Source organism: Rhizobium aethiopicum, from assembly GCF_014197535.1.
Lineage (GTDB): Bacteria > Pseudomonadota > Alphaproteobacteria > Rhizobiales > Rhizobiaceae > Rhizobium > Rhizobium aethiopicum_A.
On the sequence record NZ_JACIFV010000035.1, the window covers coordinates 18,070 to 33,518 of the forward strand.

16 protein-coding genes are annotated in these 15,449 nt (G+C 59.9%); 7 read left to right on the forward strand and 9 right to left on the reverse strand.

Annotated elements, in window-relative coordinates; translation table 11 throughout:
• Positions 1–47: 47 nt before the first annotated feature.
• The 3 genes from GGD53_RS28640 to GGD53_RS28650 all read left to right on the forward strand — a co-directional run bounded on the left by GGD53_RS28640 (position 48) and on the right by GGD53_RS28650 (position 1,540).
• Positions 48–371: a hypothetical protein gene (locus GGD53_RS28640; protein ID WP_184460091.1), complete on the forward strand. Its 324-nt coding sequence runs from the start codon at positions 48–50 to the stop codon at positions 369–371.
• Positions 372–627: 256 nt separating this feature from the next.
• Positions 628–771, forward strand: coding sequence for a hypothetical protein (locus tag GGD53_RS28645; protein ID WP_184460092.1), 144 nt, complete (start codon positions 628–630; stop codon positions 769–771).
• Positions 772–796: 25 nt separating this feature from the next.
• The gene (locus tag GGD53_RS28650) at positions 797–1,540 is read left to right on the forward strand and encodes a TIGR04290 family methyltransferase (protein WP_184460093.1); all 744 of its coding nucleotides are present in this window, start codon (positions 797–799) and stop codon (positions 1,538–1,540) included.
• Between the two features lie 27 nt (positions 1,541–1,567).
• Here GGD53_RS28650 and GGD53_RS28655 read toward each other — a convergent pair whose 3' ends face one another.
• A complete protein-coding gene (locus GGD53_RS28655) occupies positions 1,568–3,316 on the reverse strand; it encodes a hypothetical protein (protein WP_184460094.1) in 1,749 nt (582 codons plus the stop codon).
• A gap of 136 nt (positions 3,317–3,452) precedes the next feature.
• Here GGD53_RS28655 and GGD53_RS28660 point away from each other — a divergent pair, with 136 nt between their 5' ends.
• The 3 genes from GGD53_RS28660 to GGD53_RS28670 are packed head-to-tail and all read left to right on the forward strand — an operon-like array spanning position 3,453 to position 6,159.
• Positions 3,453–4,556 (forward strand): inositol-3-phosphate synthase, encoded by a 1,104-nt coding sequence (locus GGD53_RS28660; protein ID WP_184460095.1) that lies wholly within the window; start codon positions 3,453–3,455, stop codon positions 4,554–4,556.
• Entirely contained in the window at positions 4,553–5,152 is a 600-nt protein-coding gene (locus GGD53_RS28665) for a histidine phosphatase family protein (RefSeq protein ID WP_184460096.1), read from the forward strand. Before GGD53_RS28660 ends, GGD53_RS28665 begins: the two co-directional genes overlap by 4 nt.
• A gap of 32 nt (positions 5,153–5,184) precedes the next feature.
• The gene (locus tag GGD53_RS28670) at positions 5,185–6,159 is read left to right on the forward strand and encodes a beta-xylosidase (RefSeq protein WP_184460097.1); all 975 of its coding nucleotides are present in this window, start codon (positions 5,185–5,187) and stop codon (positions 6,157–6,159) included.
• Here GGD53_RS28670 and GGD53_RS28675 read toward each other — a convergent pair.
• The 4 genes from GGD53_RS28675 to GGD53_RS28690 all read right to left on the reverse strand — a co-directional run bounded on the left by GGD53_RS28675 (position 6,133) and on the right by GGD53_RS28690 (position 10,587).
• The gene (locus GGD53_RS28675) at positions 6,133–7,434 is read right to left on the reverse strand and encodes a Coenzyme F420 hydrogenase/dehydrogenase, beta subunit C-terminal domain (protein ID WP_184460098.1); all 1,302 of its coding nucleotides are present in this window, start codon (positions 7,432–7,434) and stop codon (positions 6,133–6,135) included. The genes GGD53_RS28670 and GGD53_RS28675 overlap by 27 nt on opposite strands.
• 115 nt (positions 7,435–7,549) lie before the next feature.
• Entirely contained in the window at positions 7,550–8,611 is a 1,062-nt protein-coding gene (locus GGD53_RS28680; protein ID WP_184460099.1) for a polysaccharide pyruvyl transferase family protein, read from the reverse strand.
• A gap of 249 nt (positions 8,612–8,860) precedes the next feature.
• A complete protein-coding gene (ilvC, locus tag GGD53_RS28685) occupies positions 8,861–9,880 on the reverse strand; it encodes a ketol-acid reductoisomerase (RefSeq protein ID WP_184460100.1) in 1,020 nt (339 codons plus the stop codon).
• Between the two features lie 50 nt (positions 9,881–9,930).
• Positions 9,931–10,587, reverse strand: a complete 657-nt coding sequence (locus GGD53_RS28690) for a TetR/AcrR family transcriptional regulator (protein WP_184460101.1) — start codon at positions 10,585–10,587, stop codon at positions 9,931–9,933.
• Positions 10,588–10,768: 181 nt separating this feature from the next.
• Between GGD53_RS28690 and GGD53_RS28695 the strand changes: the two genes are divergently transcribed.
• On the forward strand, positions 10,769–11,227 hold the full coding sequence (locus GGD53_RS28695; RefSeq protein ID WP_246717908.1) for a hypothetical protein: 459 nt from the start codon (positions 10,769–10,771) through the stop codon (positions 11,225–11,227).
• A 26-nt stretch (positions 11,228–11,253) separates the two neighbouring features.
• Here the strand turns inward: GGD53_RS28695 and GGD53_RS28700 are convergent, their stop codons facing one another.
• From GGD53_RS28700 to GGD53_RS28715, 4 genes are all read right to left on the reverse strand, one after another.
• Entirely contained in the window at positions 11,254–12,885 is a 1,632-nt protein-coding gene (locus GGD53_RS28700; protein ID WP_184460103.1) for an FGGY-family carbohydrate kinase, read from the reverse strand.
• A gap of 166 nt (positions 12,886–13,051) precedes the next feature.
• Entirely contained in the window at positions 13,052–13,768 is a 717-nt protein-coding gene (locus GGD53_RS28705) for an HAD-IA family hydrolase (protein ID WP_184460104.1), read from the reverse strand.
• 3 nt (positions 13,769–13,771) lie between these two features.
• Positions 13,772–14,500, reverse strand: a complete 729-nt coding sequence (locus GGD53_RS28710; protein WP_184460105.1) for a glycerophosphodiester phosphodiesterase family protein — start codon at positions 14,498–14,500, stop codon at positions 13,772–13,774.
• Positions 14,501–14,528: 28 nt separating this feature from the next.
• Entirely contained in the window at positions 14,529–15,449 is a 921-nt protein-coding gene (locus tag GGD53_RS28715; protein WP_184460106.1) for an ABC transporter permease subunit, read from the reverse strand.

Below are 15,449 nucleotides of genomic sequence, written 5' to 3' on the forward strand. Positions count from 1 at the left end.
AAGGACTGAGACGACATCTGGATAAACACCAAACGGAGATTTCAGGCATGCCGACCACATCCCGGAAGTTCAAACGACTCCTCAGCGCGCTGTCGCTCGCCGTGGCGGTCCTTACCCTACCGCTCCAAGCGAACGCGCAGGCGCCGCCTGACAAATGCGTCGCCCCGTCACAGCCAAACCAGGGCCGCGATTCAACGGATGACCATCAAGATCTCTCCAAGAAACTGGACGAATGCAACGGCGAACTCAGGCCCCCTCCCGTCGGCGATACCGAGATGGTGGAGCCGGCGCCCGACACCGGTAATTCGCGCATCATCCGCCCAGGAGATATGCCGCCCAACACCAATCCGTCGAACAACTCCCATGATTAAGTTCACCGTCCAGAGATCTTTGTGTGGGCCGAGAAGGACAATCTCGCACACAATTGGCGGTTTTTCTTCTTCAGCGGGAACCGAAAACCATCAAGAGGGTTCGGCCACAATCTGACGAAGCCGGCTAAAGCTGAACATGCCGCAGGTATCTCAAAAGCGGACGAAGATTGGAGGGGGAGATACCGAAGATCCCTTATTGACCACCTGTCTCCCTGGATGGATAGCCCGTTCGCTCGCCAGAAGTGGAGTTCACCGAATGAGCCAATTGGCAGACATGAAGAACGCCGAACTTCTCGAGCTCGCGGGGATCGGCCCCCGTTCCGTCGAGCAGATACGGTCGGCGATCAGAAAATTCAAACGTAACCGGACACACATCTCGGCGGCGCAGTCCAAGGAATGATCGACACTGCGGATCGGAGTACGGAATGAACGAGAAGGCTCGACTGGAAAGCGACATCGCAGGCCTGAGGCCATGGTTTCACAATCTGCGGATTAACGGCGTTCAGACCGCGCCGGATCATTTCCTTGGTGACTATCCGTCCTTCAAATGGGCCCATTTTCAGCAGGTTGTGCCTGAAGATCTCCAGGGATGCAGCGTTCTCGACATCGGCTGCAACGCCGGATTCTATTCACTTGAAATGAAGAGAAGAAATGCCGGGCGGGTCGTCGGAATCGATTCCGACCCGCATTATCTCAGGCAAGCCGAGTTCGCAGCCAGACAGACAGGTGAGGATATCGAGTTCAAGCTGATGTCGGTATACGAGGTGGAAAAACTGAAGCAGAGATTTGACCTGGTTCTTTTCATGGGTGTCCTTTATCACCTGCGGCATCCGCTGCTGGCACTCGACCTTCTGCATGAGCATGTCGTCGGCGGCCAGATGCTGTTTCAATGCATGCAGCGGGGTGAAGAGGAAGTCGCGGCACTCAGCGAAAATTACGACTTCTTCAACACGACGATATTTGAGCAGCGCGGCTTTCCCAAAGTGTATTTCGTGGAAGAACGTTACGCTGGCGACCCCACAAATTGGTTCATTCCGAACAAGGCGGCGGTCGAAGCGATGCTGAGAAGCGCCGGGTTTGTCATTCGTGCTAATCCGGAACGGGAAGTTTACCTGGTGGAACATGGAAGCCGCCATCCGATGGCGGAACCGCCTCCATCACTTTGCTGAAAAATTTTCCGATCCACTGCTTCGCAGTCAGGGTCCGATCAATTGCCGCAGGCGGTCCAGGTAACGTTTGATGGTATTTTCAATCCGCTCCCTCTCGGCGCCATCGACGCTGGCCCTCGCCTGCGACCACAGGCCTATCTGAAAACCGAGATAGCAGGGCTCAAAAAAGTTGAGCACATCGTCGCGCAGATGGCAGTCCGCTTCCCGCCTGACGAGATCGGCGAGACGATCACGCTCCTTGCTCGAGAGTTCGAACTCCACGCAGGCACCCACGACGTCCCAGGCAATGTCCTGGCACCCGATCAGATCGTGGGCCGCATTGTGATCGAGCGCATCCGTCTTCACGATGCGCCCGGTGGTCGTCGTCAGCCATTCCCATCGGTGAAGCCGGTTGTCCGTATCGACCCGTCGCAATCGCCCGGCTAGGCGCTCCGGCGTGCCTATCACGCACCTCAATTTTTCTGCCGTGTCCGATCCCGCCGCTTCCGTAATATTGAAAATAGCCATTTCGCACAGTGTCCGGATCGACGCACCGCCGTTTCGCGCCGGGAGGTGACGGGCACGAAAACCGAGATAACGTCCGAGGTGATCCACGATGTCGCGCCTGCTTACACCGCTATGGTCGAGGGGCGTTCCATCCAGCCATTCGTCGACAATAAATCCGTAACAGGTGCCGGCAATCCTAGGAATAAAGCCGGCTTCGCTCAGCAAAGAGCCTCTTCTGGCCTTGTCCACGTCGCTCCCGCAAAGCCCGGCAAACTTGACATGCCATACCCCGCCTTCGGCTTCCATCAGGAATTTGCGTTTTTCCACCTGCATATAGCTCGGCGGCCAATATGAAGGATTGCGATACCGAACAGCGCGCCATGCGCCACCGGACAGGTCCCGCCACGACCAACGTTCAACTCCGACAACATCGGCCGCCCATGTCTGCAAACGATGTTTTGGATCTTGGGCCTTGAGAACAAGATCGTCGAAGCCAACGACATGGCGTGGCCGATCTCGCCAACGGCTCCGATGCGGCTCGCTTGCCTGCGGGCCCGGTTCACCCGTGTGGCTCGGGAAAAAATGAAGCCGACCAGAGGCGACGCCGTTCGCCTGCAACCAGTCCGCAACGCAGCCGAACGAGCTCCCCGATAGCCCCGGCCCCTCATCGACGATGGCGAAATCGGTGTCACGGTCGGTGAGAATGCGCTTGGAAAGAGCCGGTGTGACGCGTAAGCATCGCTCGAAGGGATGGCCAGTCGGGCGCAGCGAATAGGCCGGCTCAGCACCCAAGGCGGCGGAAACCAGAGCCGCGAGTCCGGTCCCGATGCTTCGTATCCCGATGACGACTGTTTTAGGCGTCAAATTTGAGATCGAAGCCGCCTCGATATAGCTCTCGGGATACAAAGCATAAAAGGCGTAGCCCTCGGCGCGCTTCATCCGCACCGGATCGGCACTGGCGAGAGATTCGAGTTTGGCTGTCCAATCCTCTGGAAAGGACAAACTGCCGGCAAATCCATTTCGCCACGATTGCATGATCGCCCGTGCCTGCATGCGCAGAAGTTTCGCGCCTGCGTCCTGAAGCTCAGACATATCGTCCGCGCCTTTTCTCCCGAATTCCTGATCGGCCAGTCCCTGAACCAGTTCTCCGGTCAGGATAAAGGCTCGAACCAAGGTTTCGTGGCGCTGCCGGCTTGGCTGCATTCCGATGCACGCCATCATCATTCTTGAAATCGATGCGCGTATCGCTGCTGCGTTCTCGATGCGCTCGACATCGCCATAGACCAGCATCCGGTCCTCCTTCTTTGCCGCAATGCATGCCCGAACTCGTCGGACGCGATTGAAATAATCGGGAGGGCCGGGAACCGTGGCGGCTCCCGCTTGTTAGCTTTGTAGAAGCCTCAGCAAGCAGCCCTTGGAGGGAACCATGCGTTCAAAATCCATTCGCGTTGGATTGGTGGGAGTTGGCAATTGCGCCTCGTCATTGGTTCAAGGACTTACCTACTATGATAACGCCCGGGAAAACGAGCCGGTTCCAGGCCTCATGCACATTGATCTCGGTGGATATCAGGTACACGATATCGAGATATCCGCAGCCTTCGATGTTGCGGCTTCAAAGGTAGGGCGCGATGTCGCGGAAGCGATCTACGCCGAGCCGAACAATACGCAACGTTTCGCAGATGTCGCTCCGCTTGGCGTGGAGGTGAAACGCGGCAGGACGATGGATGGGATAGGAAAGTATCTTAAAGATCGGATTGAGGAATCGACGGAGCCGCCGGCGGACGTGGTGGAAATCCTCAGGCAAACCGGGACGGACGTGCTGGTTTCCTATCTTCCCGTTGGCTCGGAAGAGGCAACGAAGTGGTACGCCGAGCAGGCGCTGGCGGCCGGTTGCGCCTTTATCAATTGCATTCCGGTATTCATAGCCTCCAAACCGGAATGGCAGCAGAAGTTCGCTGCCCGAAAGCTGCCGATCATCGGCGACGATATCAAGAGCCAGGTCGGGGCAACGATCGTCCACAGAATGCTCGTCAATCTCTTCCGTGAACGGGGCGTCCGCGTGGATCGCACCTATCAGCTCAATTTCGGCGGAAACACCGATTTTCTCAATATGCTCGAGCGCGAGCGGCTGGAATCGAAGAAGATCTCCAAGACCCAGTCGGTCACCAGCCAATTGGATATTCCGCTTCCTGCGGACGATGTACATGTCGGGCCGAGTGACCATGTCCCGTGGCTCACCGATCGGAAGTGGGCTTATATCAGGCTCGAGGGCACCACCTTCGGGGGCGTGCCGCTCAATGCAGAGCTCAAGCTTGAGGTGTGGGACTCGCCCAATTCCGCCGGTGTGGTCATCGACGCAATACGCTGCGCCAAACTGGCCCTCGACCGAGGCCTGGGCGGAGCCCTGACGGGGCCCTCGAGCTATTTCATGAAATCACCGCCGCAGCAGTTCACTGATTACGAGGCCCGCCGCCGAACGCAGAATTTCATTGACGACCAGGAGGATGTTCTGCGCGGAGCCGCGGAATGACGGCAACGTTCTTCCTGGTACGTCACGCCGCGCATGACAATGTCGGGAATTTCCTGGCGGGCCGTACAGCCGGTATTTCGCTGGGCGAAGCCGGCCGCTCGCAAGTTCAGCGTCTCGGGCAGAGGCTGCGGCGCGAGGACATCAATGAGATCTACACCAGCCCGCGCGAACGAACACTGGAGACGGCAGAAGGCATCGCATCAGCCTGTGGCGCATCTCTACTGCAAACAGACGACGCTTTGGACGAAGTGAATTTCGGCGAGTGGTCCGGAAAGACGTTCGACGTTCTCGATGGCGATCCCCTTTGGCGCCGCTGGAATACCACACGCAGCCTCACCCGCACGCCCGGAGGCGAGACGATGCTGGACGTCCAAGCTCGGATTTTCGGCCTCATAGAGACTTTGGCTGGCAGCGGCGACGGTAGGCGCATAGCGCTGGTGTCGCATGCCGACGTCATCAAGGCGGCGGTCAGTCATGTTCTGGGACTGCCGATCGATGCTTGGCCGAGATTTGATATTGCGCCCGCCTCCCTCACGACGGTTGTGATCGGCGACTGGGGGGCAAAAGTGATGACGCTCAACGAAGTGACCTTATAACCCGTTCGTTAAATCCTCCCCGGGGAAGTCAAATGATCGAAGCTGCAATGATCTGGAACGAGCCGAACAACAAATCGCACTGGGATCCTGAGATCGATCCCGAATGGAGCCTGTTTGCGCAAATGGCAATCCTGGCGGCCGATGCCATCGCAGCCAAGAATCCGGAACTGACGAAGGTGCTCGGCGGAATATCTCCGATAGACCCCTTCTTCATCAGCCGCATGAAAAATTACGGCGTGCTCGATCACCTCGATGCCGTTGCGCTTCATGGTTTCCCGCTCGACTGGAACCTCTGGCAGATTCATGACTGGCCAGAGAAAATCAACGAAATACGCGCCGTCACCGATCTGCCGATCTGGGTCAGCGAAGTGGGCGTCTCGACCTTCGGCGCGGAGGAAGTGCAGTTATGGGGCCTACAACGAACTGCCGAGTTGCTCAAGGGCAAAGTCGAGCGCTGCCAATGGTACAGCCTCTACGACCTCCCCCGATCATGGGAGGCAACAACGCGTCATCGCGAAGCGGAAGGCTCCTCCTATTATCGGCACTACTATATGGGCATTCTGCGCGAAGACGGAACGCCCAAACCGGCGCTTGAGGAGTTTGCAAAACACACGCCGGATTTCGGGCTGGTGCAATGGTTCCACTTCGAAGACCCGCGGCTGGATGAGGCCGCTGCCTGGATGCGGCGGTTGGGCGTGAAATCTGTGCGCACCGGGCTTTCCTGGGCGGACAGATTCCGGCCCAATGCTCTCGATTGGTTCGACCGACAGATGCAGGCCCTCGAAGATTTCGAGGTAACGGTGACATTCTGCTTCACACCGGAGCATAGAGGTATCGCGCCGCACCATACCAGCGCGCCCCTGGTGCCCGAAGAATTCGCCGGCTTCTGCGAGGAAATGGTCGAACGTTATGCACCGCGCAGAGATAGCGGATATGTGTCACGCGTTGCCAAGTCGGCTGCCCGATTGCTGGGGCTTGAATCACGTGCGTCCCTCGGAGCCGGCTAAACCCAGGCTCTGGGCTATCCTGCCGATCGGCCCCCTGGAATAAGCGATCCCCTGATAGCATGCCAGGGCCGCACGAGCCCACAGAATGTAAATTCTGGGGCTGTGCAAGAAATCGGCGATTGCAAAGACACGATGACTCCAGAAGCTGATCCAATAGCGCATGATGTAGACCGCCATGCGCTGCCGGGACAGGCCATTGCTGCCGGCACGGACTCGTTTGCGCGGGCGCATACCCATACGAGGCCAGCTCAACCGGAATGCGAGGCCTTCACGACGCTGGCGGAATCCGGCTGCCTGGGTGGCCACAACGAAGGCGGAATCGACAGAAGACAGTGCGATCCTCTTCTCAGCGATCCCCGCATGGATCACATCCAGAAGTGCATTTGAGCGGACGATCACCACGTTCGTTCCTCTTCCATCAGAGGAGTAGGGCTCCTTCCAGGCATCCCCGAAAGCGATATCGGCCGTTTCTGCAACGACGTCGTCGCAGAAATTGCAGGCGGAATTCTGAAAAAAGCCCGCACCCCAGTCCCCATCGACCAGATCCCACCAGTCTTGGGCGCACGTCTCTCCGTTTTCGAGCGTCAGCTGCGCCCGATACCAATTCGCAGGCCGGTCCTGAGTTTTCTTCCTGTAGTCGAGCCGTTTAACCTTCCGGATGTCCTGCCCCATCTGCCATGCGAAGCTCTCCGCCATGCGCGCGCTTTTCATATGGCCGCAAAATAGCCCAAGCGTGAAGGCAATTCGCTCTTTCAATACCCGGTCATCGGCACAGGCCAGTCGCACCGCCTTGATGAAACAGGGAATGCCAACCACGGCATACCGGCCCGGCGCCTCACGAATGGACTGAAGCACGCCGGAAAGCTCGACAGGATAATATCGAGATTTGGCGCCCGCCTGAAGTTCCTGCAGATTGCGCGACAGCGAATAATGAAACAGGCGTCCTTCCGATTGCGGATCATCGCTCTCCTTGACGTGAGCGACACAGTCGACAAGCCCCAGGCGCAGCAGTTCCGCCGCCACCCAGGTGACCATGCCGCCGGAGCTGCCGCTCGAACGATATTCCCCTTCCTCGACGTAGCCGACAAAGGCGGCCTCGAAACGCCCCAGCAGAGGGTCTCGGTTTTTCGCAGCGGCAAAATACTCGGCCGCCAATTCGTCCTCGTCCCGGGCCACCGGCGAAAACGGGCAAATTCGCGCCAATTCTTCATCACTGCCCTGCAACCACGTCTTCGGGCCTGTCGGCTTCATCTGCCCGTACCGGTCGAGTTTCATGTGCACATCAGGTCGCGATGACCTTGCGACACAGGAGCCGCAGCCGATGCAGAAGCCCGAGCCTGCAATATCCTTGGGAGCGATGCACGGCGCGAGCCGATTCTTTTGATCGGAGCTATTGCAAGGCATGGCTGAGATAGGCGTTGGAGGTATCGCGCAGGGAGGATATTCGCTGCGAAATACCCGTCGGAAGTGGATTACCGAGGATAACATCCAGATGCGACGGGGACGTATCTTCGGTCAGCACGTGATGTCCAGCTCGGACGAGCCGCGTTAGATCGCGAATCTTGTTGGAGCGGTAATCGGAGAGGACGCATGCAAACGGCTTCTCGTTGACAAGCGAGAACACGCATCCATGAAAGAAGTTCGTCACGACAGCCTTTGCTTCGGAAATGAAGCCGGCGAAGTCCTCCGGCCCGGCATCAATCCATTGCTCGTCGGCCCAATCGTTCCGATAGCCGATGCTGACAAGCGGATAGCCCCGGTCTCCTGCCCATCGGCGCACTGCATCCTGGAACCACGTGGGAAAACTGTGCCCGTAGACGGCTATATAGGTTGCCGCCTCCCCCTCATCCCTGCTCGCCTTCATCGTCTGCGGAAATTGCAGGCACGGGTCGAGAACGAGTTCGGGCTCCAGTCCCAATGTCTCGCGGATGATCCGCTCCGAATGGAGATCCCGGACAGAAATATGAGAAAACTTTCGCAGCTTTTCCGCCCAACCCTCCAGTCGCTCCGACGACGCCAGACTTCCAAACGTCGCGGCATAGGAGACAAGACGCCCGCATCGCAGGCCCTCTCCATAAAACAGCGGATACCCACCATACCAGGGATGGCGAAGGTTCCACACCTCGTCGCTGCCGACGACGATGAGCGAATAGTCGTCCATCGCGGCTGGGTTCTCCAAGGGAAAGGGCGATGAAAGAGGTAGACTGGCAAACGAGTGAAAGAATTTCCGGATCTTCGCTTTGTAGAGCGGGTAGTCTTCCCTTGGCGTTGCGGCAGGAAGCAGCGGTTGCAGCGCGCATTGCCATTCCGCGCGGTTCACGCGATCGGACATATGTTCCAGAAGAACGGCTTCTACTCCCATGGATGCTAGGCCTTTCGCCAGACAGCGTGCCTGCCAATAGGAACCGTAATTGATGCAGCGGTGAAAGGTAAGAATTCCAGCCTTAGGCATTTGGTCCCTGAAGCAGATCGAAATATCGCACTAACCGATCAACTCCAGTTCCGTTCCCAACAAACCGAGGCTCGTCTCCTGCTTCGCGTGATGTGATCACTACCAATCGGTGCTCGATTGCCGCGTGTTCGGGAGCAGGTTTCTTCAGCATGTCGCAACGAATCAAATAACCCCCAGCGCAGCCGGGGGTTATCAGCGGTCTGTAGGCTGGATTTACTCCGGCCTCGCTATTTACTTTAGTGGAACAGCTTAGTTCACGCTCTTGTCGACCAGCTTGTTCTTGCCGATCCAGGGCATCATGCCGCGCAGCTTGGCGCCGACTTCCTCGATCTGATGGCTGTCGTTGTTGCGGCGGATGCCCTTGAAGCGGGCGGCGCCCGACCGGTATTCCTGCATCCACTCGGAGGTGAACTTGCCGGTCTGGATGTCCTTCAGGACGCGCTTCATCTCAGCCTTGGTTTCTTCGGTGATGATGCGCGGACCGGTGACGTATTCGCCCCACTCGGCCGTGTTGGAGATCGAGTAGTTCATGTTGGCGATGCCGCCTTCATAGATCAGGTCGACGATCAGCTTCACTTCGTGCAGGCATTCGAAATAGGCCATTTCAGGGGCATAGCCGGCTTCAACAAGCGTTTCGAAACCGGCGCGGATGAGCTCGACGAGGCCGCCGCAGAGAACGACCTGTTCGCCGAAGAGGTCAGTTTCGCACTCTTCGCGGAAGTTGGTTTCGATGATGCCCGAGCGGCCGCCGCCGACGCCGCAGGCGTAGGAGAGAGCGAGTTCCAGCGCATTGCCGGACGCGTTCTGATGAACGGCGACGAGGCAGGGAACGCCGCCGCCCTTCTGGTATTCGCCGCGAACCGTGTGGCCCGGGCCCTTCGGGGCGATCATGACGACGTCGACGGAAGCCTTCGGCTCGATCAGGCCGAAGTGGACGTTGAGACCGTGGGCGAAGGCGATGGCAGCGCCGTCGCGGATGTTCGGTGCGATGTCGGCCTTGTAGATGTCGGCCTGCAGCTCGTCCGGCGTCGCCATCATCATCAGGTCGGCCCAGCCGGCGGCTTCGGCGACGGTCATGACCTTGAAGCCGTCGGCTTCGGCCTTCTTGATCGTGGGCGAACCGGCCTTGAGAGCGATGACGAGGTTCTGGGCGCCGCTGTCCTTGAGGTTCAGCGCATGGGCGCGGCCCTGCGAGCCGTAGCCGATGACGGCGACCTTCTTGGCCTTGATGAGGTTAAGATCGGCATCACGATCGTAATAGACGCGCATTTGAAGTTCCTTCCCTTGTGCTTGTCCTGTTGACTGTCATTAAGGCGAAATCAGCCGAGAGCCGGCATCTCCGCCAGAACCTTCTCCGTGCCGTAAAGCCGGAGGAAGGCGGTCACCGCCCTCTCCGCCTGGCGCGCGGTATCCTTGAGGCCGGGTTCGCCGAGCAGCATGCGCACATGCAGGTCGGAAACAACAAGGCCGTAAAGCGTGTGATAGGCTTCGTCGGCATCGGCAAAGCGCAGCAGCCCTGCCCTCTTGCCGGCGTCGATCAGCGCCATGGCGCGCCGGTCGATCTGGCGGCGGCCGCGTTCAAGCAGGAGCTTGCCGAGCTTCGAGCCGTCGCGGTGAGACTGGCCGATCGCCAGCCGGTTCAGCGCCAGCGAGACGTCGCCGGCGAGCACCTCCAGCAGGTCGCGCGCGAAGATGACGACATGGTCGTGCAGGCTCGCCGCCGTCAGCCGTTCGCCGTTGCGCTCGAAAGTGCGCACCTTGCTCGCCTGATAGGCGATCATCGCCGAGAGCAGCCCGTCGCGGTCGCCGAACCACTTGTAGAGGCTTTCCTTCGAGCAATTGGCGGCGCGCGCAACACCCGAGGTTGTCAGCGCTTTCTCGCCGCCATCAACGAGCAGCCGCAGCGCCTGCTCCAGAACGGCGTTCTGGCGCGGCGAAAATTCGCTCGGCTCTGCGGTATCGACGGACACGGTCATGGCTCCCAGATACGTACCGTACGGTACGGTTCGCGAGCTTTATGCGGCAATCCGATCGGGCCGTCAAGCGGGCCCGGAAGATTTTTATACGGGAAAGTCCGGTGCCGCACCAGAATTGGATAGGCGGACATCGGATTGAGATTGCATAATGCGGCAGAATGTCATTTGCCGGGAGCCTTCCATGTCGCGTCTATCTGCTGCCCTTCTCCTAGCCGGAGTGATGTTCCTCGGAACGACGCCCTTCACCGGCCGCGCCGCCGCTCAGTCGGATAGTGAGGTCTATAACCGCATCGAGGAATTGCACGGCAATGCTGCCGGCTTCGACAGGCCGCTGCGCCAACTTGTTTTGGCCATGCGCTCCGGCGACGCCGAGACCATCGCTGGCCTTGCCGAATATCCGCTGAGCGTAAAGGCAGATGGCGAAACCTATGATGTCGAAAACGCCGAGGATTTTGTCGAGAATTTCGACGATCTGGTAACGCCGGAGACCCGCCGCGCGGTCGGGCGCCAGCAATATGAGGATCTCTTCGTCAACAGCGAAGGAGTGATGCTCACAAATGGCGCCGTCTGGATGGGTGCAGTCTGCGACGACAACGCCTGCGAGGAAAGCCATTGGGCGATCATCGCCATCAATAATTAGCCCGCGGCATTTGTCGCGCGGGGCTGTCAGCTATCGCTGCGAAGCTTGCGCGCCAATGTCTGAAGCTCCTTAAAGGCTTCGTAACGCTTGCGGTGGAGATCTGAAATTTCACCCTCTGACGGCTGAAAACGCTTTTCCACCTTGGTGAGCTCGCTCATCGCCTCGCCGACATCGGCAAATTGCCGGCCGGCGACAGCGCCGAGGATGGCCGCTCCCAGCAACACCGGCTCCTCGGCCTTCGTCGCCACCACCGGCTTGCCGCTCGCATCAGCGAGCACTTGGCGGACGAAATCGTGCTGACCGGCCCCGCCGCTGATGACGATGTTCTCAACGGCCACGCCCGACTGGGCCTGTGTTTCGATGATCTGCCTGAGGCCGTAGCCAATGCCACAAAGCCCGGCGATGTAGAGCGCGACCAAGTTGTCGACATCCCGCTCCATGCCGAGACCGGTAATGACCGCGCGGGCATGGGGGTCGGCGAAGGGCGCACGGTTGCCGAGGAATTCGGGAACGACGTGCAGCCCGGCCACCAGCCTGACGGCCTCGGAAGACCGGCCCGCCTTGCGGGAGGCCATGTCGGCAAGCAGGACCGGCAGCGCAATGCCGGCGCTCTTCGCAAGCTCCTTCGCCTCGCCGGCTGCCGGATGAAAGGCGAGGAGGTGGTCGATCGCCGCGCCGGCGGCACTCTGGCCGCCCTCGTTCAGCCACAGGCCCGGCACCATCGCCGAATAATAGGGCCCCCAGACACCGGGCACGAAGGACGGTTCTGCCGTCGATGTCATTGTGCAGGAAGAAGTCCCGAAAACATAGGCAAGATTGGTCTGCGGGTCGGCGCCGACGGTTCCGACACCGCCCGCATGGGCATCGATCAGTCCGGCTGCGACGGCCGTGCCCGGCGTCAGGCCGAACTCCTCCGCCGCGGCCGCAGTCAGTCCCTGGCCGAGCGCCGAACCGGGCTCGACAATGACTTCGCCGATGCGAGCAAAGCCTTCCTCCGCCAGCACGCCGAGACCGATCCGATGGAAATAACCGCTGTCCCACCGCTTTTCATGAGCAAGATAGGTCCACTTGCAGGTGACCGTGCAGGTCGAGCGCGACAGATCGCCGGTGGCCCGCCAGGTGAGGAAATCCGCAAGATCGAAAAACTGCCAGGCAGCATCGAAGACGCCAGGGCGGTTTTCCCTGAGCCAGAGAAGCTTGGGCGTTTCCATTTCCGGCGAAATACGGCCGCCTACATAACGCAGCACGTCATGCCCAAACGCATTGATGCGCTCCGCCTGCGGGACGGCGCGATGGTCCATCCAAACGATGATGTTCCGGTCCGGATCTTCGGAAGGCCCGACGGGAAGTGGTTTGCCGCCTTCGCCGAGCACGACGAGCGAGCAGGTGGCGTCGAATCCGAGCCCGACCACGGAAGCCGGATCGACGCCGGCTGCGGCAACCGCCTCTCGCACGGCTGCGCAAACGGCGCTCCAGATTTCGCTGCTTGATTGCTCGACGATGGAACCGGCTTCATGAAACAGGCTGATATTCCGCTTGGCGGAGGCAAGCATACTGCCGGCCATATTGAACAGGCCGGCCCGGGCGCTGCCGGTGCCGACATCGACGCCGATGACATATTTAGCGCCGGCTTCTGCGGTATGAGATGTGTCGCTCATGATCTCTCGTTTCGAATCGCCAAGGATCGGTTAATTAGCAGCTGCGGTCCAATTTCAAAGTCTGTCGTCTGGAAAGATCCCCGCCTCCAGGACGCTGACATTACGCGGTCGCGACAACATGGCAAGGAGGCTGGGGGCTGAGCGCGCCCTCCGCCCCGGGGCGCCATCACAGCCTCGCTCCGACATTTTCCAGAATGGCGGTGAGCTCCCCTGCCCCTGTCGCCACGGCGGCGGCTCCGGCGGCATCGAGCACGGCGCGGCGGCCGGGCCTCGGATCGGCCGGATCGACGAATCCGATGGCCGTCATGCCTGCGGCGATTGCCGCCGCCACACCATGAACGCTGTCGTCGATCATGATGCATCTGGCCGGCCGGGCCCGAAAACGCTCGGCGCAATGCAGCAGCAGATCGGGTGCGGGCTTCGGCCGGGATACGAATTCGGCGCTGAAAACGCCTTCGCCGAATGCGCTCCAGAGATCGAGTTTGCCCAAGCTGTTGCGCAGCCGCCGCATCGTGCTGTTCGATGCGACGCATTTAGGGCGGTCGAGACTGTTGACGACCTCGGCAATGCCGGCAATGGGCGTCAGCGAGCGCGCGAATTCCTCGAACAGATGAAGATGCCACTTCTCGAACAGCGCAGCGACATCGATGATCCCGTATTCGCGCCGACACATCTCGGCAATGATGCTTTCCGAATTGCCGGTGAATTTGACATGCGCCTCCGCTGCGGTGATCGCAATGCCCGCGCCTTGGAGCGTTTCCGCCAGGGTACGGCTGGCGATCGGCTCGCTGTCGATCAGCACGCCGTCGCAATCGAAGATCACGAGGTCGATGCTGTCCATGGCGCCTGACATGCCGGGATAATCGATGCGGCTATCAAGCATGCCTCACCCCCGCGCCTGCAAGGCGAGATCCGGACGGTCCGTGGTGATCTGCCGGATCGGTTTGGCAAGCCAATATTCGAGATCGCTCATTTCGTTCGGAACCCAGGCGCCGAGCCGGTCGAGCGGCACGAGCCCGGTGATCTCCTCCCACGTCGCCTGAAGCAGCGACTTTTCGACGGCGATGATATCCGAATATTGCATCATCAGGCTGAGGCCGCTCGCCAGGCCGAGACGCTCAGCAGACTTGGCGTCGAAGGACGACAAGGTGCGAATACCAGGGGCGACCTTGCGAATATCGGCGAGCACGTCGGGATGAAAACTCGTCAGGATCGAGCGCTCCATAAGACCAAGCCGCTCGACGGCGGCGAATGCCATGGCGGCGAGCCCCTCGTAAGGCGTTCCATCGGCATGGGTCTTCAGTTCGATATGAAGCTCGAGGGGCGTATCCTTGAAGACGGCAAGCACCTCTTCCAGGGTGGGGATCGCTTCCCCGTCACTGTCCTTGAGGCTGATTTCACGATGTTTCCCCGGGTCGAGATCGGCGACCGGCCCGCGCGCATCCGTTGTGCGCTCCAGCGTCGGGTCGTGAATGACGAGCATTTCGCCCGAACGCGTCAGGTGGATGTCGAACTCCACGCCGTCGACAGGCATCTGCGCGAGTTTGCGGAAGCCCGAAAGACTGTTCTCGGGCCAGAGATTGCGGCCGCCACGGTGGCCGATGATATGCACCATCGTCTGAATATCCTTGAGATGTCGCGTGTTACTTTCCGGAGTCCACCAGTCCCTTGGTGAACCAGCGTTGCATGAAGAGAATGACGGCCGCCGGCGGCAGCATGACGAGCAGCGCAGCGCTCATTGCAATGTTCCAGGCGGGCGCTGAGTCGGAGACTGGGACGAGCTGCTTCAGCCCGAGGACCGCGGTCCCCATCTCCTTGTCGGTGGTGAAGAGCAGCGGCCACAAATACTGGTTCCAGCCATAGAGAAACAGGATGATCGATAGCGCAGCGATATTGGCGCTCGACAGCGGCAGCAGGATATCCTTGAAGAACTTCAGAGGGCCGGCGCCGTCGAGCTTGGCCGCCTCGCAAAGTTCGTCGGGAACGGTCAGGAAAAACTGCCGGAACAGGAAGGTCGCCGAGGCGGAGGCGATCAGCGGCAGGATCAGGCCGGCATAGCTGTTGACCATGTTCCATTTCAACGAGGCTTCGATGCTGTATCCGGTCAGCTTTTCGACGATACCGGACAGGCCGATCGTGCCAGCCAGCCAGCGGATCGGCCCGGCGGCATCGGCGACCGCTTCATAAGTCGGAATGATGCGGACCTCGACCGGAAGCATCAGCGACACGAAGATCAGCCAGAACGCCGTCATGCGGAACGGGAAGCGGAAATAGGTGACGCCGAACGCGGCGATCAGCGAGATCGCCAGCTTGCCGACGACGATGCCGGCGGTGACGATGATCGAATTCAGGAACAGCTGGGAGAACTCGCCCTGCTGCCAGGCGGCGGCCAGGTTTTCGAAGAAATGCGAGCCCGGCAGCACCGGGAACGGCGCCTGCTGAACCTCCTGCAAGGTCAGCGAGCCGGCGACGAAGGCGAAGTAGAGCGGCAGGCAGACAAAAACCGCGCCGATCAGCAATATGGCGTGGCAGAAGATCGAAAGACCGAGATGGCGTTCGGGCAT